The organism is Jeotgalibacillus aurantiacus, assembly GCF_020595125.1.
GTDB classification, from domain to species: Bacteria; Bacillota; Bacilli; order Bacillales; family Jeotgalibacillaceae; genus Jeotgalibacillus; species Jeotgalibacillus aurantiacus.
The window spans coordinates 235,056-251,905 of sequence record NZ_JACNMS010000004.1; the positions used below are offsets into that span (position 1 = coordinate 235,056).

At 44.0% G+C, this 16,850-nt stretch carries 22 protein-coding genes and 1 other annotated feature; all 22 genes read left to right on the forward strand.

The window, feature by feature from the left end; genetic code table 11:
* Window positions 1-151: 151 nt before the first annotated feature.
* The 22 genes from pilM (at window position 152) to pheA (ending at window position 16,716) form a co-directional block, all read left to right on the forward strand.
* On the forward strand, window positions 152-1,141 hold the full coding sequence (gene pilM, locus H7968_RS13995) for a type IV pilus biogenesis protein PilM (RefSeq protein ID WP_227396732.1): 990 nt from the start codon (window positions 152-154) through the stop codon (window positions 1,139-1,141).
* On the forward strand, window positions 1,142-1,708 hold the full coding sequence (locus H7968_RS14000; RefSeq protein WP_227396733.1) for a PilN domain-containing protein: 567 nt from the start codon (window positions 1,142-1,144) through the stop codon (window positions 1,706-1,708). It abuts the gene before it with no gap.
* The gene (locus tag H7968_RS14005; protein WP_227396734.1) at window positions 1,695-2,363 is read left to right on the forward strand and encodes a hypothetical protein; all 669 of its coding nucleotides are present in this window, start codon (window positions 1,695-1,697) and stop codon (window positions 2,361-2,363) included. The genes H7968_RS14000 and H7968_RS14005 overlap by 14 nt, the downstream gene beginning before the upstream one ends.
* A 13-nt stretch (window positions 2,364-2,376) precedes the next feature.
* Window positions 2,377-3,135: a prepilin peptidase gene (locus H7968_RS14010; RefSeq protein ID WP_227396735.1), complete on the forward strand. Its 759-nt coding sequence runs from the start codon at window positions 2,377-2,379 to the stop codon at window positions 3,133-3,135.
* A gap of 106 nt (window positions 3,136-3,241) precedes the next feature.
* The gene (locus H7968_RS14015) at window positions 3,242-3,955 is read left to right on the forward strand and encodes a hypothetical protein (protein WP_227396736.1); all 714 of its coding nucleotides are present in this window, start codon (window positions 3,242-3,244) and stop codon (window positions 3,953-3,955) included.
* Between the two features lie 54 nt (window positions 3,956-4,009).
* On the forward strand, window positions 4,010-4,570 hold the full coding sequence (locus tag H7968_RS14020) for a Maf family protein (RefSeq protein WP_227396737.1): 561 nt from the start codon (window positions 4,010-4,012) through the stop codon (window positions 4,568-4,570).
* A 33-nt stretch (window positions 4,571-4,603) separates the two neighbouring features.
* The gene (gene radC, locus H7968_RS14025; protein WP_406566415.1) at window positions 4,604-5,302 is read left to right on the forward strand and encodes a RadC family protein; all 699 of its coding nucleotides are present in this window, start codon (window positions 4,604-4,606) and stop codon (window positions 5,300-5,302) included.
* Between the two features lie 88 nt (window positions 5,303-5,390).
* Window positions 5,391-6,395, forward strand: coding sequence for a rod shape-determining protein (locus H7968_RS14030; protein WP_227396738.1), 1,005 nt, complete (start codon window positions 5,391-5,393; stop codon window positions 6,393-6,395).
* A gap of 29 nt (window positions 6,396-6,424) precedes the next feature.
* Window positions 6,425-7,309, forward strand: a complete 885-nt coding sequence (gene mreC / locus H7968_RS14035; RefSeq protein WP_227396739.1) for a rod shape-determining protein MreC — start codon at window positions 6,425-6,427, stop codon at window positions 7,307-7,309.
* A complete protein-coding gene (gene mreD, locus H7968_RS14040) occupies window positions 7,306-7,824 on the forward strand; it encodes a rod shape-determining protein MreD (protein WP_227396740.1) in 519 nt (172 codons plus the stop codon). The genes mreC and mreD overlap by 4 nt, the downstream gene beginning before the upstream one ends.
* 26 nt (window positions 7,825-7,850) lie before the next feature.
* Window positions 7,851-8,525: a septum site-determining protein MinC gene (gene minC / locus H7968_RS14045; protein WP_264476746.1), complete on the forward strand. Its 675-nt coding sequence runs from the start codon at window positions 7,851-7,853 to the stop codon at window positions 8,523-8,525.
* 1 nt (window position 8,526) lies between these two features.
* Window positions 8,527-9,327, forward strand: a complete 801-nt coding sequence (gene minD, locus H7968_RS14050; protein ID WP_227396741.1) for a septum site-determining protein MinD — start codon at window positions 8,527-8,529, stop codon at window positions 9,325-9,327.
* Window positions 9,328-9,333: 6 nt separating this feature from the next.
* Window positions 9,334-10,050 carry a M23 family metallopeptidase gene (locus tag H7968_RS14055; protein ID WP_227396742.1) on the forward strand — a complete coding sequence of 239 codons (717 nt, stop codon included), beginning with the start codon at window positions 9,334-9,336 and terminating at the stop codon, window positions 10,048-10,050.
* Complete coding sequence (locus H7968_RS14060) at window positions 10,043-10,846, forward strand: site-2 protease family protein (RefSeq protein WP_227396743.1); 804 nt, start codon at window positions 10,043-10,045, stop codon at window positions 10,844-10,846. The genes H7968_RS14055 and H7968_RS14060 overlap by 8 nt, the downstream gene beginning before the upstream one ends.
* Before the next feature lie 13 nt (window positions 10,847-10,859).
* Window positions 10,860-12,236, forward strand: coding sequence for a ribonuclease E/G (locus tag H7968_RS14065; protein WP_227396744.1), 1,377 nt, complete (start codon window positions 10,860-10,862; stop codon window positions 12,234-12,236).
* A gap of 103 nt (window positions 12,237-12,339) precedes the next feature.
* Window positions 12,340-12,415: a sequence feature (ribosomal protein L21 leader region), on the forward strand.
* 15 nt (window positions 12,416-12,430) lie between these two features.
* Window positions 12,431-12,739, forward strand: a complete 309-nt coding sequence (gene rplU / locus H7968_RS14070) for a 50S ribosomal protein L21 (RefSeq protein WP_134376745.1) — start codon at window positions 12,431-12,433, stop codon at window positions 12,737-12,739.
* Window positions 12,740-12,747: 8 nt separating this feature from the next.
* On the forward strand, window positions 12,748-13,080 hold the full coding sequence (locus H7968_RS14075) for a ribosomal-processing cysteine protease Prp (RefSeq protein WP_134376744.1): 333 nt from the start codon (window positions 12,748-12,750) through the stop codon (window positions 13,078-13,080).
* Window positions 13,081-13,095: 15 nt separating this feature from the next.
* On the forward strand, window positions 13,096-13,386 hold the full coding sequence (rpmA, locus tag H7968_RS14080; RefSeq protein WP_134376743.1) for a 50S ribosomal protein L27: 291 nt from the start codon (window positions 13,096-13,098) through the stop codon (window positions 13,384-13,386).
* A 114-nt stretch (window positions 13,387-13,500) separates the two neighbouring features.
* The gene (locus H7968_RS14085; RefSeq protein ID WP_227396745.1) at window positions 13,501-13,917 is read left to right on the forward strand and encodes a Spo0B domain-containing protein; all 417 of its coding nucleotides are present in this window, start codon (window positions 13,501-13,503) and stop codon (window positions 13,915-13,917) included.
* 157 nt (window positions 13,918-14,074) lie between these two features.
* The gene (gene obgE, locus H7968_RS14090) at window positions 14,075-15,364 is read left to right on the forward strand and encodes a GTPase ObgE (protein ID WP_227396746.1); all 1,290 of its coding nucleotides are present in this window, start codon (window positions 14,075-14,077) and stop codon (window positions 15,362-15,364) included.
* A gap of 17 nt (window positions 15,365-15,381) precedes the next feature.
* Window positions 15,382-15,837 (forward strand): ACT domain-containing protein, encoded by a 456-nt coding sequence (locus tag H7968_RS14095; protein WP_134376740.1) that lies wholly within the window; start codon window positions 15,382-15,384, stop codon window positions 15,835-15,837.
* Window positions 15,838-15,861: 24 nt separating this feature from the next.
* Complete coding sequence (gene pheA / locus H7968_RS14100) at window positions 15,862-16,716, forward strand: prephenate dehydratase (protein ID WP_227396747.1); 855 nt, start codon at window positions 15,862-15,864, stop codon at window positions 16,714-16,716.
* Window positions 16,717-16,850: the final 134 nt, after the last annotated feature.

Here is a 16,850-nt window from a genome sequence, read left to right on the forward strand (position 1 = left end):
GACATCCGCAGACTCCTGCGGCGGAGGAGCGACAGGTGAGACAGCGCAGCGCGAAGCGCAAGCTGGCTCACCGCGCGGCCGCGGAAAGCGGAGGATGTCCCCGGCACGGTTCTCAGAAACACACCTAACTCGTCAGACAGGAGCGAATCACATGATTTTTCAAAAGAAAAAAACAGTCAGCATATTGATCCAGGATTACGTCATCAGACTCGCGATGACGGATAAACAAACATCCGGATCCATAGAAATCATCGAAAAAGTGATTCCCTCCGGTCTGATCGAAGAAGGTCAAATAACGGATGAATCGGGTTTTTATGATTTTTTTAAAAAAATTGTAGAGGAATGGGGCATAAAAAAACATAAAGTGCGTTTTTTTGTTCCCGATTCCTCTGTCCTGATGAAACCCGTTTCCGTTCCAGCAGGGTTGAAGGGAACGGCAATCAGTGAACATTTCATGATGGAGACCGGACAGTCAATCCATTTTCCCTTTGAAAATCCTCTGATTGATGTCATCCGCCTGGATTCACAGAGCAGAAGTGAGCCGGATGAAGTGCCGGGTATATTATTTGCTTCTCCGGAAGAGGATGTACAAACGTTTACCAATGTATTTGAAGATGTGAAGTTAATTCCGGAAGCGGCAGAAGTGAAAGCACTCGCTCTGCACCGCCTGCTTTTCTCTATGAATGCACTCGACACCAGCAGGACATATTTAATCAGTGACTGGTCAGTCAACGGATTGAATATTACGATCTTTTCAAATGGAATTATTGACTTTATGAGATATCAACCGATTGAAACGATGCTTGGGAACTGGGAAATTGAGCAGGACGGTAAACAAGTTCATATCAGGTTGCCCGGCGATTCATTTTTATATGAGCAGCAGCTTGAGGACCGCATTACCGAATTGGAAAGACTGATGAATTTCTATCGTTTCTCATTACATAAAGGTGAAAAATCAGTTGATGAGCTGATTATTTCAGGAGATAATCCCTTTCTTGAATGGATTATGGAAAAAGTGAATGAACGTTATGAGATTCCTGTGCAAATGATCAATCATCAGCGACTGCTGCCTCACTTTCAGGGAATGGAAGCGAAGCATGCCGCGTTGCTTGGACTTTTTTTGAAAGGAGCAACCCGCTGAATGATTCATGAAATTAACCTTTTACCAAGAAAAGAACCTGCCATAACAGCCAAAAAACTGATTTTAATCATTGCTGCTGCTGTTTGGTTGCTCGTCATGACCTTATTGCTTGTCAATTATTTTTCTTATAAATCCGATATTCTTATGCTTAATTCCGAACAGACTAGACTGACCACAGAGCTGGCGCTGTTAAATTCAGCTGAACCTGATACGTTAACTGAGGATTCCACTTATTCAACTGCATTAATCGAGGCAGAGACACAGGATAATGAGGTGTCTGTATATTTAAAAGAGTTAGTACGTTATTTGCCGGAGAAAGGATATCTTGTGCAATTCGAATGGAATGAAGATCTTTTAGTTGTTCAACATCAGTTTGAAACGCTTAATCATGCTACCTCATACATAAGCGGAATAAAAGGGTCTGAAAAGTTTTCAAACGTAGCGGTGGAGAAATTGGAATCTTATTTCCCGGGTAATGAGCCGGAAGGTTTTAAAGAAATTCCAAGATATTTAGTAACACTGCATCTTACTGTTCTTGAGGAGGAGAAAACAGATGGAGCTGAGTAAAAAAGAAACCATCGTCATCATTTTAATTTTTCTTCTCTTTCTTCAATTAATCGTTTTTTGGCTGTTTTTTGTCCGTCCGCTTAATGAAGAAGCAGATAGACTGTCTGAACAAGTGGAAGACATGGAGGATCAGGTGGCGTTGAAAGGGCTTGAAATTCAGCCGGCTGACCAGAATCAAAATAGACCGCCTGTATCCATTAATAACAGGTTCCCCGTTACGCCTTCAGAAGAGCAGCTATTGCTGGGGATGCAGCAGGCAGAATTAATAAGTAACACGAGGCTTGAGACAGTTGATTTTGTGTTGGAGGATCCTGAGCTTGCCGGGCTGAATAGTGAGGAGGATTCTTCAGACCTTATTGATGGGGTAGTGCCGGATGACGATGTGACGGATTCACAGGAAGAAGATGAGCTTTTTAATCAAATGAATGGATATGAGCAGTTGACGTTTGAATCTGTTGTTTCAGCAGGTGATTACACGAGCCTCCTGTTATTCATAGAGGAGATGGAGAGACTCGAAAGGTTCATTCGCTTTAACGAACTTTATTTCACCCAGTCAACCTTGGAAGATATGCTTGTAAATGATTTGGATGAACCGATCATTTCATTGGAAATGGAAGTCTCCACTTATTATTACGGAAATGAACCTGACCGGTAAAGGGGGCAAGTGAATGACAATACTATTTACAGGTTATTTTACGGTCCTTGGGTTAATTTTCGGTTCGTTTTTTAATGTAGCCGGACTTCGGATTCCGAAGAAACAATCGATCGTTTCGCCCGGTTCCAGCTGTCCGGTTTGCAGACATAAACTGAGATGGTTTGAGCTCATTCCTTTTTTTTCGTACTTGATTCAAAAAGGGGTTTGCCGATCCTGCGGAACACATATTTCCGCGATTTATCCGGTGATGGAGCTGATCACGGGCATAAGCTTTGGTTATGCCTTTTATACACTTGGATTTTCACCCGAACTGGCAGTAGCGTTGGTTTTTATTTCTTTGTTAGTCATCATTTCTGTTTCTGATATGGCCTATATGCTCATCCCTGACAAAATCCTGCTGTTTTTTGCTGGAATCCTCATACCTTTGAGATTAATCGTTACCCTTAATCCATGGTGGGATGCACTTGCAGGGGCGGCGGCAGGTTTTGGCCTGTTGTTTTTCATTGCGATTTTATCAAAAGGAGGCATGGGCGGCGGTGACATTAAGCTGTATGGTGTTATCGGTCTTGTACTTGGTGTGAAGCTGACGCTGCTTTCGTTCTTTTTCGCTACGCTAATTGGAACAGTCGCAGGGTTGTTTATGATTGTGATCAAAAAGAAATCCAGAAAAGAGCCTGTTCCATTCGGCCCTTCGATTGCAGCAGGCTCACTTATTGCTTATTTTTTTGGAGAGGACCTCATTCGCTGGTACTTTTCAAATTTCATCATGTAATCGAATACTGTCATATAGTTTTAAGAACAGGACGACACGAGTCTTGTTCTTTTTTATTTTTTGCATGGTAGGCTCTTGAATACATGGAATAAAAGGAGCTGCTCATATGAAACAGGGACCTCTCCCGAATCGAACAGAAAAAAAAGTAATCCGTTTTCCGGTAAATCGAAAACCCTCATCAAAAAAGAAGAAATTCATGGTGATCCCGATCATTGCTGCAGCAATCTCATCGACTTTATTTGCAATGCTTGTTTTTAGCCTGACTGAATATCCTGAACAGGCTGAGCCGGTCATCATGCTGTCAGAACCTGAAGAAGCAGAATCTGTCACAAATCAGGTTACTGAAAAAGCGGAAATCCCTGTAATGAAGATATGGGTCGTGCAAGGCGGAGTATTTAACGAGGCGGGTACAGCTGAGGAGATTCACCGGAAACTGGCAGAGAAAGGCCCTGTTATTCAAACCATCCATGAGGATAAATATGCACTTTGGTTATTTGCAGGTGCTATTGAACAACAGGCTCAGGCATATGCAGAAAAAGTGGAGGGCGAATTTTATATAAAAGAGGTCCAGAACCAGCCAGTTGCGCTAACTCTGACAGCTGAAGACCGGCAGTGGATGGAATCCGCCTTTCATGAGGTCAGCAGGCAGCTTGCAGCACCGCAACCCTTCCAGCTTGCCCTTGCTGACTACGAACCCGCCCATCCTGCACTTCAAATGCTTTGGAGCAAACTTGCTCTTTTAGAGAAAACAGAAACCTCTTCACGCCATCAGTCATTGATGGAAGCAGTCAAAACGATCTGGGATATGAAAGAAGGATGAAATGCTGGAGATATGCTATACTATAGCAGTCTCCTTTTTTAACTCCACGCAGAGGTGAAATCAATGATTATTTTAGCTTCACAGTCCCCGAGAAGAAAAGAATTAATGCAGCATCTGAACCTTCCTTTTACGGTAATTCCGTCATCGTTTGATGAGTCTTCCGTTCTTGAAGCATCACCTAAACAGACGGTAGAAACACTGGCAGAGGAAAAAGCCCGAGCTGTTGCAGCAAATTATCCCGAACATATTGTCATTGGCTGTGACACAGTCGTATATGATCAAAAAATATTAGGCAAACCGGCTGATCAGAATCAGGCAAGGGAAATGCTGCGGTCTCTTTCAGGAAATACCCACACCGTTTATACAGGCGTCTCAATCCATAAAGGAAGCAATGTAAAAACCTTTACTGAAGCGGTTGACGTGACGTTCTGGCCTTTATCGGATCAGGAGATCGAAGACTACATCCTTACTTCAGATCCATATGACAAAGCCGGAGCTTATGGTATTCAGACAGGCGGGTCTCTTTTTGTAAAGAAAATTGATGGGGATTATTACGCTGTTGTCGGATTACCGATTTCCCGTTTAAAAAGAGAGCTTAAGCCTTTTCTTGACTGATTGCGCAGCCATGTGCCGTCAGGAGGAAATCAAATGGTATTAATTCCGCAGTCCACGCTGATGATCCGTGATTTTAAAGACGAAGACAGGCCCCGCGAACGGTTAAAAATGCAGGGGCCACAGAGTCTCTCCAATCAGGAGCTCATCGCCATCCTTCTCAGAACGGGTTCAAAGCAGGAGTCCGTCCTCACCCTTGCCAACAAACTTCTCCACGAATTTAATGGTCTCCGATCACTTAAAGAAGCATCCTTTGAAGAAATCACCACATTAAAAGGAATCGGTGATGCAAAAGCGATTCAGATTCTTGCTGCTGTCGAAATCGGCAGACGGATTGCCAACATCACTTTTGAAGACCGATTCACGATTCGTTCACCAGAAGATGGAGCCTCCATGCTGATGAATGAAATGAGATTTCTGACACAGGAGCATTTTGTCGCCCTTTATCTCAATACAAAAAATCAGGTCATTCACCAGCAGACGATTTTTATCGGAAGTCTGAACGCCTCGATCGTCCATCCGCGTGAAGTATTTAAAGAGGCTTTTAAACGGTCAGCTGCCTCTATTATTTGTGCCCATAATCATCCGAGTGGTGATCCGTCACCGTCAAAAGAAGATATTGATGTTACCAGGCGACTCGTTGAATGCGGAAAGATGATTGGTATTGAAGTGTTGGACCATTTGATTATCGGAGAAAAGAAGTATGTCAGTTTAAAGGAAAAAGGATATATGTAACGTTGTTAATTTGGGTTCCGGTAAGCTATAATTAAAGCTATGGTTTTTGCCTTCACGGCAATTTGTGGATTAGAAAGGGAGATATTCCATGTTTGGATCAAAAGATATTGGTATTGACTTAGGAACGGCAAATACACTCGTTTACATAAAAGGGAAGGGCATCGTCGTTAGAGAACCTTCCGTTGTAGCGTTGCGTCAGGATACACGTGATATTGTAGCGGTAGGAAATGAAGCGAGAAATATGATCGGAAGAACACCTGGCAACATCGTGGCTTTGCGCCCAATGAAGGATGGTGTTATTGCTGATTTTGAAACGACTTCAACGATGATGAAATATTATATGAACCAGGCGCTGAAAAATACCGGTGCTTTTGCTCGAAAGCCTTATGTGATGGTTTGTGTACCATCAGGCATTACATCTGTTGAAAGAAGAGCGGTTGTAGATGCTGCTCGATCTGCTGGCGCGAAGGATGCATTTCCGATTGAAGAGCCTTTTGCAGCAGCAATCGGAGCGGGGCTGCCTGTATGGGAACCGACGGGAAGTATGGTCGTTGATATTGGCGGTGGAACAACTGAGGTTGCCGTCATTTCCCTCGGCGGTATTGTGACGAGCGAATCAATCCGTGTGGCGGGTGATGAGCTTGACGATGCTATTATTTCGTACATCAGAAAGCAGTACAACCTGATGATTGGTGAAAGAACAGCTGAGTCAATCAAAATGGAAATCGGTTCTGCGGTTGCTTCTGAAAACCAGAGTTCGATGGAAATTCGGGGTCGTGATCTTTTAACAGGTCTGCCAAAAACGATTGAGATCACTGAAGAAGAAATCAGAAAAGCACTATCTGATACCATTTCCGTCATTATTGAATCGGTAAAAAGTACATTAGAGCATACACCACCTGAGCTTTCAGCTGATATTATGGACCGGGGCATCGTTTTAACAGGTGGCGGTGCATTATTAAAAGGACTTGATCAGCTGATTACGGAAGAAACGTCAATGCCGGTCCATATCGCAGATGAACCGCTTGATTGTGTTGCAATCGGAACTGGAAAAGCCCTGGATAATATCGACTATTTCAAGAAACAGAAGTAGGGAATACAGTTAATTGAGGTGTACAGGACATGCCATCGTTTTTTATGAATAAAAGGCTGATCGTGCTGTTAGTCAGTATTATTCTGCTGGTTGCACTGATTGGTTTTTCCACACGGGAAAGAGAAAATATTTCGTGGCCGGAACAGTTTGTGAAGGATATTGTCGGATTTGGACAAAATATTGCCTCAAAGCCTACCGGTTTTGCAGAAGGAATGGTTGAAAACGTTCAGGATCTGCTCAATACGTACACGGAAAATAAAAAATTGAAGGCCCGTCTTGAAGAATTGGCCCTGCTTGAAACGCAGGTGGCAGACTTATCAAGAGATAATGAAGAGCTGAGGGCCATGAACAATATTGACAGCAACATCCGTGAAATGGAAAGTGTGAATGCAACCGTGATCGCAAGAAACCCCGACCAATGGCAGGAATCCATCATCATAGATAAGGGCCAGGTTGACGGGATTGAAACAGATATGGCTGTAAGAACATCAAGTGGCATGATAGGCAGAATCAAAAATGCCAGTCAATTTACATCAACCGTTGAATTACTTAGTTCACGTAATGAAAACAACCGGGTATCCGCACTTATTCAGTCTGGTGATAATAACGTTTACGGACTTGTAGAAGGATTTGACCTGGAGCGTGAAGAACTATTGGTTAGAAAAATTCCTTTTGATCAGGAGGTTGAAGTGGGCTCTAACGTCATCACATCCGGTCTTGGGGGCGTTTTTCCGAGAGGGCTGCTCATTGGCGAAGTGACAGAGGTGACACCTGATCAATATGGGTTGACTCAAACGGCATATGTAAAACCGGCAGCCAGTCTGTATGATATCGAACACGTAATGGTCGTCGAGCGTATGGCTGCAGGTGAGAATGAGATTGAGCAGGAAGCAACTGAGGAGGAAGAGGAATGAGACGATTTCTTCTTCCTTTTCTAGCCATCGTCATTTTTTACAGTGAAAGTATTTTTGCCACATTTTCTCCAGTGGAAATGTTCGGTGACACGCGTTTTCTTGTGCCCCGTTTTCTATTTATATTTTTGATTTTTTTAAGTATTTATTATCAGCGTAATGCAGGATACATATACGGATTTGTATTTGGATTTATGTATGACGTCTTTTTTACTGGCGTTATTGGTGTTTATATGTTTCTTTTTCCTGCATTGATCTACGCTGCTAGATTTATATTAAGATATATTAATCAAAATGCTGTCGTGACTGGACTAATCGGGTTATTTTTAATGGCAGCACTTGAATTCCTCGTCTATCAGTTTAACCTTCTGATTGGTGTCGCGGGAATCGATTTTCAAACATTTTTAAACCAGAGACTTTATTCCACATTGCTTTTTAATGCTTTATTTATTCTTATAGCTGCCTATCCGCTCAAAATGTGGATGACAGCACTGCGCAAGAGTCAATTTGATGATTAACCGCTTAAGGTTTGGGGTGAAGAATAATGAGTCAAAAGCGCCAGCACGTAATGATTAAAGGGACAAAGGACGGATTTATATTAAAGCTTGATGATCAATGTAGTTATGATGTGCTGAAAGAAGAGATGGTTGAAAAACTTTCTGTTCAGTACAACTCTATTGAAGAACACGCAGTGAAAGCGAAAATCGAAGTAGGGAACCGTTTCCTGACAGAGGATCAGAAAGAAGAGCTGAAAGAAATTGTCCATCGGCAAAAAAGTCTGATTGTTGAAGAAATCTACAGTAATGTCATCACGGTTGAGGAGTCCAATCAGCTGATTAGAGAACGTGAAATGTCATCTTTGACGGGTATTGTGCGTTCGGGCCAGGTAATTGAAGTTGAAGGTGACTTTCTGTTGATTGGTGACGTTAATCCGGGTGGAATGATCATGGCCGGCGGGAATATTTTTATTCTTGGTTCTTTAAAGGGTATTGCACATGCGGGATGTTATGGGAACAATGACGCTGTTATCGTCGCGTCTCAAATGACTCCTGCGCAGCTGAGAATTTCAACGAGACTTAATCGTTCCCCGGATCAGGATGAAGAACCCCATGAAATGGAATGTGCTTTTATAGATGAAAATGATCAGATCGTTGTAGATCGGTTACAAGTATTGCGTCATGTCCGTCCGGGAATGACCAATTTTGAAGGAGGAAGATAACGTGGGTGATGCAATCGTCATAACGTCAGGAAAAGGGGGAGTCGGTAAAACAACGACCACCGCTAACCTGGGTACTGCAATCGCAATGCAGGGAAAAAAAGTCTGTTTGATTGATACCGATATCGGCCTTCGTAATCTCGATGTCGTACTTGGGCTTGAAAACCGTATTATTTATGATCTTGTGGATGTGGTGGAAGGCCGATGTAAGGTTCATCAGGCGCTTGTAAAAGATAAGCGGTTTGATGATCTGCTGTACCTGCTTCCTGCAGCACAAACGAGTGATAAATCAGCTGTTTCTCCTGAACAAATGAAAGAACTGGTAGAACAGTTGAAACAGGATTATGATTATATCCTGATTGATTGCCCTGCAGGGATAGAGCAGGGCTATAAAAACGCGATTGCGGGTGCAAACCGTGCGATCGTCGTAACAACACCTGAGCGCTCCGCAGTAAGAGATGCTGACCGTATTGTCGGCCTGCTTGAACAGGAAGAAGTGGAGCCTCCAGTTCTTATTATTAACCGTATTCGTAATCATCTGATGGAATCGGGAGAGATGCTTGATATAGATGAGGTAACAACACACCTGTCTATTGATCTTCTCGGCATCGTAGTAGATGACGATCAGGTTATTACGGCTGCAAATAAAGGTGAACCTGTCACTTTAAATCCTGACAGTAAAGCTTCAATTGCTTATCGGAATATTGCCAGACGTATTCTCGGTGAATCCGTACCACTGATGGCTATTGCAGAAGAAAAACCATCTTTCTTCCAGAAGATCTTCAGTCTGATCGGCAAGAAGTAATATACGATGAAACACCAAAACCGGCATGAGTTGCCGGTTTTTTCATATACTCTTGTAAACCAAATGGCGGATGAAAAGAGTGATGTGATGAATCGGACAACACCCTTAAAGATGGAAATGGATCGGAAACGCAGACAGAGGTCCGTCCCGAAAAAGAATCACGGTTTACGGTACTCATTAGTTCAAAAACTGCTGGTAAAGATTGTTCTATCTGGTTTGATTGTGCTTCTGTTCTCTGTGGATCATATGATACCTTTACTTAAATCCCCTGTTTCCGAGATGAGAAGCGTGATGCATTCAACCTTCAATTTCGCGGAAGGCTATCAGAGATGGGGAACACTGACCGGACTCGTAAATGAACAAACGGTGATCGATTCAGGCAGGTTTGCCATCCCTGTCACACTTTCACAGGATACAGTGCTTGAAGAAGGAGCTATGGTGTTTATTCCGGCAGAGACGAATGAACAGGTAATCGCATTGCGGGCTGGGATGGTGCTCTTTACTGGATTGATTGAGGGTGAAGGAGCGGTTGTTATCCAGCATGCTGATTCAAAACAGACGGTTTATACACCGGTTATAACGAATAGTCTGAAACCGTTTGATTATGTGAAAACCGGACAGGTTATTGGAACATCTGCAGGCGAATCCGGCTTTCACTTCAAGGTGAGTGGGAGTGAATCATTGTTTTACGATGTTAAAGTGCAGACGACTGCGGATGAGTAAAAGGATTCCGAAGATTTCGATTCATCCTTCACTGTGGATTTTTGCTCTTCTATCATTTCTGAGCGGACAGTTTTCTTCCTTTTTCCTGCTCTTCTTTTATATTTGCCTACATGAAATCGGACATGTTCTCGCAGCATGGCTTTTAGGGTGGAAGATTGAAAAAGTGGCGCTTTTACCTTTTGGGGGTCAGATGCAGGCCCGCGGTATTTTGGATAGGGAGATTCTGGAGGAGGCAGTCGTGACGCTGTCGGGTCCTTTTGTAAATGTGTTGATCATTGCGATTCTTTCCACCTTTTTTCAGGACTGGTCAGGCTTTCAAGAAAGTATAAAAATGAATCTTCAGCTTTTAGTATTTAACCTGCTGCCGATATGGCCGCTTGATGGTGGCAGGCTTGTCTATTTATTTGCGGCATCCTTTCTTCCGTTTAAAAAAGCAAACCTGTGGGTGTGCCGGATCAGTTTGTTCGGCATTGCCCTTTTATTTTTGATGATTCTGCAGCAGTCGTTTCAGCTGCAGTGGGTACTTCTTCTAGGATATACCTTATTTTGCTGTCTGGATCATCTGAAAAATCTGCCGGTGATTGAACAGCAGTTTTTCCTTGAAAGATGGAAGTCTGATCAGGGGCGTGGTAAAATGATCCCGGAAATCGTTAAGCAGGAGCTGACGGTAAAAGACTTGGTAAAGAAATTAAAAAAGGGGAAGCGGCAAACATTTATTCTGACCTGGAATGGGAACATCAGAAAATTGAATGACACCGAGATCGCCATGATCTATTTCCGGCTGCCGCCTTCTTAATACAGGTGATGAAATGTTAAAACGACTGTTAATCAGCACGCGCACGACTGAAAAAAAGTGGGCGCTGCTGTATGATCATAAACCCGAAAAAATAGCGCTGTATCCTGCCTTTCGTCAAACGAAGATCGGAAACGTCTACAGCGGATATGTGACAAGTGTGAAAGCGTCGCTCAATGCCGCCTTTGTCTCATTTGACCGCGGAGTAAACGGCTATTTGTCCCTGAAAGATGTGCCAGGAGGAAAGATTCATCAGGGTCAGCGTATACTCGTTCAGGTAAAGAAAGATGAGGAAGGGACAAAGGGTCCTGTACTGACAGCTAACCTTGAATGTCAGGGGAAATGGCTCGTGTACTTTCCTTACGGCGAAACGGTGCATCTATCTAAAAAGATCACCGATCGGACTGTGCGGCAAAACCTGACGAACTGGGCAAAAACGTCTTTAATCGGTACTGAAGGGCTTCTTGTGCGGACTGAGGCTCAGGTCGCACCGGTTCAGGAGCTGCTGGAAGAGTTAACGTCGTTACGCTCAACTGTGAGGGGATGGGAACAATCTTTTTCTTCCGGAAAAGGTGAATTTATCATTGAAGAAGAGACGCTTTATCTAAAAGAATTAATAGAACTCATAAAAAAAGAAAATCCTGATGAAATCGTTTCAGATGACAGTGAAGTCGCGGTCAGGCTGAAAAAACTCACTGACAAAGAGATTGAACTTTATCTGAGTGATGCGGATCTGTTCTCAAGCTTTATAAATGATGATGTTCATGAGCTTATGACGAAAAGGCACGTCTGGCTTGATGGGGGCAGTTCGATTGTTATTGATTCACTCGAAGCGCTCACCGTTATTGATGTGAACTCCGGTAAAAACGCAGGACAAAAAGAGCAGCAGCGCGCAATTATGTCCATCAACCGGAAGGCTGCAGCTGAGGTGATGAGACAAATCAGGCTGCGTGATCTCCACGGCATCATGATTATCGATTTTATTAACCTTAAGAGTGAACGCGATAAACAGGAGATTGAACAGCTGTTGAAGAAGGAAGCTGAAAAAGACGATAAACATGTTCATTTCGCCGGATATACTGAGCTGAACCTGTATCAGCTGACCCGGAAGAAAACACGGCCATCCTATGAATCCGTTTATCTCGTTCCGTGTAAAGCCTGCGGAGGGAGCGGGAAAGTCCGTTCTGTGGAAACTGTTCTGCTTGAAATGGAGAAGGAGCTGCTCGAAAAACGCCGCACGCTGGACAAGGCGGTCATATATCTGACTGCTGACTTACATGAAGGCATGCAAAAGGATCCTTCCTTTATCACCTGGATTCGCGACCAGTTAAATATCGACGTTACTTTTAAAGAAATGTCACACAGTCATCCCTATTATGAAATCATGCAGTAAATAACGGGTGGCCATTTGTGTCATGAAATGTGAAATATCCGGAAAAGCGCATTGACACCGTGATTCCAATTGTGATAGTATTCATATGTTACTGTTTGTAGCACCCGTGCTACAACCGCTCATTACAGGTCTTAAGCGCTTTTTAAGCCACCTGGCAAATGGCGAGTCTGAGTGAATTGAGGAGGTGCATTGGAATGTACGCAATTATCGAAACTGGCGGTAAGCAGATCAGAGTCGTTGAAGGTCAAGAGATCTACATCGAGAAGCTTAACGCTGAAGCAGGCGAAGAAATCACGTTTGACAAAGTTCTTTTCGTAGGTGGAGACAGCGTAAAGGTAGGAAGCCCATTAGTATCAGGCGCTACAGTTACAGCTAAAGTTGAAAAACAGGGTCGCGCTAAGAAGATCACTGTATTCAAATACAAGCCGAAGAAAAATCAACACCGCAAGCTTGGTCACCGCCAGCCTTACACTAAAGTTGTAATCGGCAAGATCAACGCTTAAGGGTTTCTATGATACGAGTGATCGTGGAACGAAATTCTGACGGTATGATTAGCGCTTTTCAAATGGATGGACATGCCGACTTTGCCGAACATGGCAAGGATCTGGTATGTGCCGGTGCCTCAGCAGTTTCATTTGGTGCGGTAAATGCTGTATTCAGCCTTACGTCAGTGGAACCAGCCATTGAACAGGGAGAAGACGGCGGCTATCTCCGGGTAGAATTTCCGCAGCATATGGATCAGGCTGAAGCCGGTAAAGTTCAGCTGATTATGGAAAGCATGATTGTCTCACTTGAGACGATTCAACAGGAATACGGGCAATACATTAAAATAACCTTCAAATAGTGGGAGGTGGAGTACATGCTAAGATTAGATCTTCAATTTTTCGCATCGAAAAAGGGAGTAGGTTCTACAAAGAACGGTCGTGATTCAATCTCTAAGCGTCTAGGCGCTAAGCGTGCGGACGGTCAGTTCGTAACAGGTGGTTCTATCCTTTTCCGTCAGCGCGGAACTAAGATTTATCCTGGAGTAAACGTTGGCCGCGGAGGAGACGACACTCTTTTCGCTAAGACAGACGGCGTTGTTCGCTTTGAGCGTATGGGCCGCGACAAGAAAAAAGTCAGCGTATATCCAGCTGCACAGGAAGCGTAAGCATCCAGAAACTCTGGCCATTTTCGGTCAGAGTTTCTTTTTTTGTTTAGAAGTACCGTCATTCTTTTGATATACTAGACTACAAGTTAACATGACAGGCAAAGGAGGGGACCGATGAAACGTTCAAAGCAAAAGCTTGAGCTTCTGCAGCACAGCCGCCATGACTGGCTTAATAAACTGCAGATCATAAAGGGAAACCTGGAGCTGTCAAATGTAGACCGCGCTAGAAAAATTATTGATGATATTATCATTGAAGCCAGACAGGAAGCACACCTGACATCATTTGGTGTCCCGGGATTTGCTGAATGGCTTTTAACGTATAACTGGTATAGGACAGGTCCTCTTAAAATAGGGTATGAATTTATGGATCAGATGAATATTCCGGAACATTTTGATTCGGTTCTGCTTTCCTGGGCTGAATCATGTGCAGCCTCGCTTGAACAGGCAGCACCTGACTCGGTTGATCATGAACTTTACTTTATTTTTCAAAAAAGAAGAGGATGGCTGTTTCTCAATTACAGTCGAATTTGACGGGGGAGAACTGCAGCAGCCTCCATCATCCCTTGTGCCGAAACCGGACCGGGCAGAGGTTGAATGGATTAGCGATTCACGCACATCCTTTACAGTACAGGTAAAGTTTAGTGATGAGAACCCAGAAATTGAAAGCAAGAAATAGGAGGATTCATACATGTTTGTAGATCAGGTCAAGATATATGTAAAAGGCGGAGACGGTGGCGATGGAATGGTCGCTTTCCGCCGTGAGAAATATGTGCCGATGGGAGGACCTGCAGGCGGTGATGGCGGAAGAGGAGCCAATGTTGTGTTCATCGTAGAAGAAGGCTTGAGAACACTGATGGACTTCAGATACCAGCGTCATTTCAAAGCGCCAAAAGGTGAAAACGGCATGTCTAAAAATCAGCACGGCCGCGGCGCTGATGATATGGTCGTAAAAGTACCACCTGGCACTGTTGTGAAAGATGAAGCGACAGGTGAGGTGATTGCCGATCTGACAGAGCACGGACAAACCGCCATTATTGCAAAGGGTGGCCGTGGTGGCCGTGGTAACTCACGATTTGCATCACCTTCCAACCCGGCACCTGAGCTTTCTGAAAAAGGGGAGCCAGGTCAGGAACGCAATGTTGTGATGGAGCTGAAGCTGCTCGCTGATGTTGGCCTTGTCGGATTCCCGAGTGTAGGGAAATCCACATTGCTCTCAGTCGTATCAGCTGCAAAGCCGAAAATTGCAGAATATCACTTTACAACGATCGCACCAAACCTCGGAATGGTTGAAACGGAAGATAACCGTACATTTGTTATGGCCGATCTGCCAGGACTGATCGAAGGGGCACACTCAGGTGTCGGACTTGGTCATCAATTCCTCCGTCACATTGAGAGAACCCGTGTCATTGTCCATGTAGTTGACATGTCAGCTCTTGAAGGGCGCGATCCGTATGAAGATTATCTGACGATTAATAACGAGCTGAAAGAATATAACCTCCGATTAACGGAACGTCCACAGGTCGTTGTGGCGAACAAAATGGATATGCCGGATGCAGAAGAAAACCTGAAAGCTTTCCGTGAAAAGGTTGGCGAAGAAGTTCAGATCTTCCCGATTTCAGCCATTTCACGTCAAGGCTTGAAAGAGCTTCTTTACACGGTTGCTGATCTGATTGAAAGCACGCCGGAATTCCCTCTTCAGGAAGCGGAAAAGGATGAAACGATCAACCGCGTTCTTTATAAGCACGAAGGGAAACAGGATGATTTTGTCATCACACGTGATCCGGACGGAAGCTTCGTGATTACAGGTGATTCGATTGAACGTCTGTTTAAGATGACTGATTTCAGCCGTGAAGAGTCCATCCGCCGTTTTGCGCGTCAGCTGCGTGCAATGGGTGTGGATGATGCCCTGCGCGAACGCGGTGCTGAGAACGGCGATACGGTAAAAATTATTGAATTCGAATTTGATTTTGTAGAATAAAGGCGGGAGTGAAGAAGGTGCCAAAGAAAACGATTGATGAAAAATTTTATCTGGTCCGGGAGGATGTCCTTCCGGAAGCGATGCAAAAAACGCTAGAAGCCAAACAGCTTCTTGAGAGAGGAAAGGCAGGCTCAGTATGGGAGGCAGTCCGCGAGGTAGACTTAAGCAGAAGTGCATTCTATAAATACCGGGATACTGTATTTCCTTTTCATACCATCGTTAAGGAAAGAATCATTACTCTTTTCTTTCATTTAGAGGATCGTTCAGGCACCTTATCCCAGCTCCTTGGTCTGGTTGCGTCATGTCAGTGCAACATTCTGACGATTCACCAGACGATTCCACTGCAGGGAAGGGCAAATGTCACCCTGTCATTAAATGTAACAGATATGAATGTCAGCCTGGACGAAATGCTGACACGACTGAAGAAACTTGAGTTTGTTGAAAAAGTGGAGGTTCTCGGTTCGGGTGCCTGATTTTGAAATAGAGAAGGTGTAGTCGTGAAAATAGCTTACTTAGGTCCTGAAGCATCTTTTACCCATCATGCTGTAAAGAGTGCTTTCGTAAATGAAGATTTAATTCCTTTTGCCACAATTCCGGACTGCCTGGAGGCGTTATCTGAAGGAAAGGTTGATCGAGCAGCAGTGCCGCTTGAAAATGCCCTCGAAGGCTCAGTACCGATTACGGTGGATTATTTATTCCATGATGCCGATCTTCATATTACAGCAGAGCTTGTCTCTCCAATTGAACAGCATTTAATGGTTCATCCCGACAACCTGTCGAGATGGCAGGATGTTGAAAAAATTCTGTCTCACTCACATGCGCTTGCCCAATGTCATAAATATCTCTACTACCGTTTTCGCGGCAGAGAGCTTGAGCCTGTTACATCAACGGCAGCAGCGGCTAAATATGTCGGTGAACATTCTGAGGAAAATATTGCAGCAATCGGGAACAGTCTTGCTGCCCATACATACGGATTAAAAATCGTGGAAGAAAACATTCATGACTTTCACTTTAACCATACACGGTTTGTTGTCCTCTCGAGAGATCCTGTGACAGAGAATTTGACGCTTGATGGGAGTGATGCCAAGGCAACGCTTATGATTACACTGCCATCCGACGACCGTCCCGGAGCCCTGCACCAGGTATTATCAGCATTTGCATGGCGCCAGCTGAGTCTGAGTAAAATCGAGTCAAGACCGCTGAAAACCGGACTAGGCAACTACTTTTTTATCTTAGACGTGGAACAGTCTGCTGACAGCATCCTTGTACAGGGAGCCATCGAAGAACTTGAAGCACTCGGCTGCAAAGTGAAAATTCTCGGCAGCTATAAAAAATATCCAATACAATCGTGATGAATGTAAAGGCCTATAAATAAAGCGGAACAAACTGGATATCGTTTGTTCCGCTTTATTTTGTTTCTTGATTTCTCTTAAACGGGCTCACCTAGTAATAGTAAGGTGTATGGGATGAAGGCTCAGGATGAGGA

Excerpts from the sequence above, each read along its gene's own strand:
- H7968_RS14075 (WP_134376744.1), top strand. The coding sequence starts at position 12,748 with ATGATACGAGTGATCGTGGAACGAAATTCTGACGGTATGATTAGCGCT.
- minC (WP_264476746.1), top strand. The coding sequence starts at position 7,851 with ATGAGTCAAAAGCGCCAGCACGTAATGATTAAAGGGACAAAGGACGGA.
- rpmA (WP_134376743.1), top strand. The coding sequence starts at position 13,096 with ATGCTAAGATTAGATCTTCAATTTTTCGCATCGAAAAAGGGAGTAGGT.
- H7968_RS14005 (WP_227396734.1), top strand. The coding sequence starts at position 1,695 with ATGGAGCTGAGTAAAAAAGAAACCATCGTCATCATTTTAATTTTTCTT.
- rplU (WP_134376745.1), top strand. The coding sequence starts at position 12,431 with ATGTACGCAATTATCGAAACTGGCGGTAAGCAGATCAGAGTCGTTGAA.
- H7968_RS14030 (WP_227396738.1), top strand. The coding sequence starts at position 5,391 with ATGTTTGGATCAAAAGATATTGGTATTGACTTAGGAACGGCAAATACA.
- H7968_RS14015 (WP_227396736.1), top strand. The coding sequence starts at position 3,242 with ATGAAACAGGGACCTCTCCCGAATCGAACAGAAAAAAAAGTAATCCGT.
- obgE (WP_227396746.1), top strand. The coding sequence starts at position 14,075 with ATGTTTGTAGATCAGGTCAAGATATATGTAAAAGGCGGAGACGGTGGC.
- H7968_RS14010 (WP_227396735.1), top strand. The coding sequence starts at position 2,377 with ATGACAATACTATTTACAGGTTATTTTACGGTCCTTGGGTTAATTTTC.
- H7968_RS14065 (WP_227396744.1), top strand. The coding sequence starts at position 10,860 with ATGTTAAAACGACTGTTAATCAGCACGCGCACGACTGAAAAAAAGTGG.
- H7968_RS14055 (WP_227396742.1), top strand. The coding sequence starts at position 9,334 with ATGAAACACCAAAACCGGCATGAGTTGCCGGTTTTTTCATATACTCTT.
- H7968_RS14085 (WP_227396745.1), top strand. The coding sequence starts at position 13,501 with ATGAAACGTTCAAAGCAAAAGCTTGAGCTTCTGCAGCACAGCCGCCAT.
- radC (WP_406566415.1), top strand. The coding sequence starts at position 4,604 with ATGGTATTAATTCCGCAGTCCACGCTGATGATCCGTGATTTTAAAGAC.
- H7968_RS14060 (WP_227396743.1), top strand. The coding sequence starts at position 10,043 with ATGAGTAAAAGGATTCCGAAGATTTCGATTCATCCTTCACTGTGGATT.
- mreC (WP_227396739.1), top strand. The coding sequence starts at position 6,425 with ATGCCATCGTTTTTTATGAATAAAAGGCTGATCGTGCTGTTAGTCAGT.
- mreD (WP_227396740.1), top strand. The coding sequence starts at position 7,306 with ATGAGACGATTTCTTCTTCCTTTTCTAGCCATCGTCATTTTTTACAGT.
- H7968_RS14000 (WP_227396733.1), top strand. The coding sequence starts at position 1,142 with ATGATTCATGAAATTAACCTTTTACCAAGAAAAGAACCTGCCATAACA.
- pilM (WP_227396732.1), top strand. The coding sequence starts at position 152 with ATGATTTTTCAAAAGAAAAAAACAGTCAGCATATTGATCCAGGATTAC.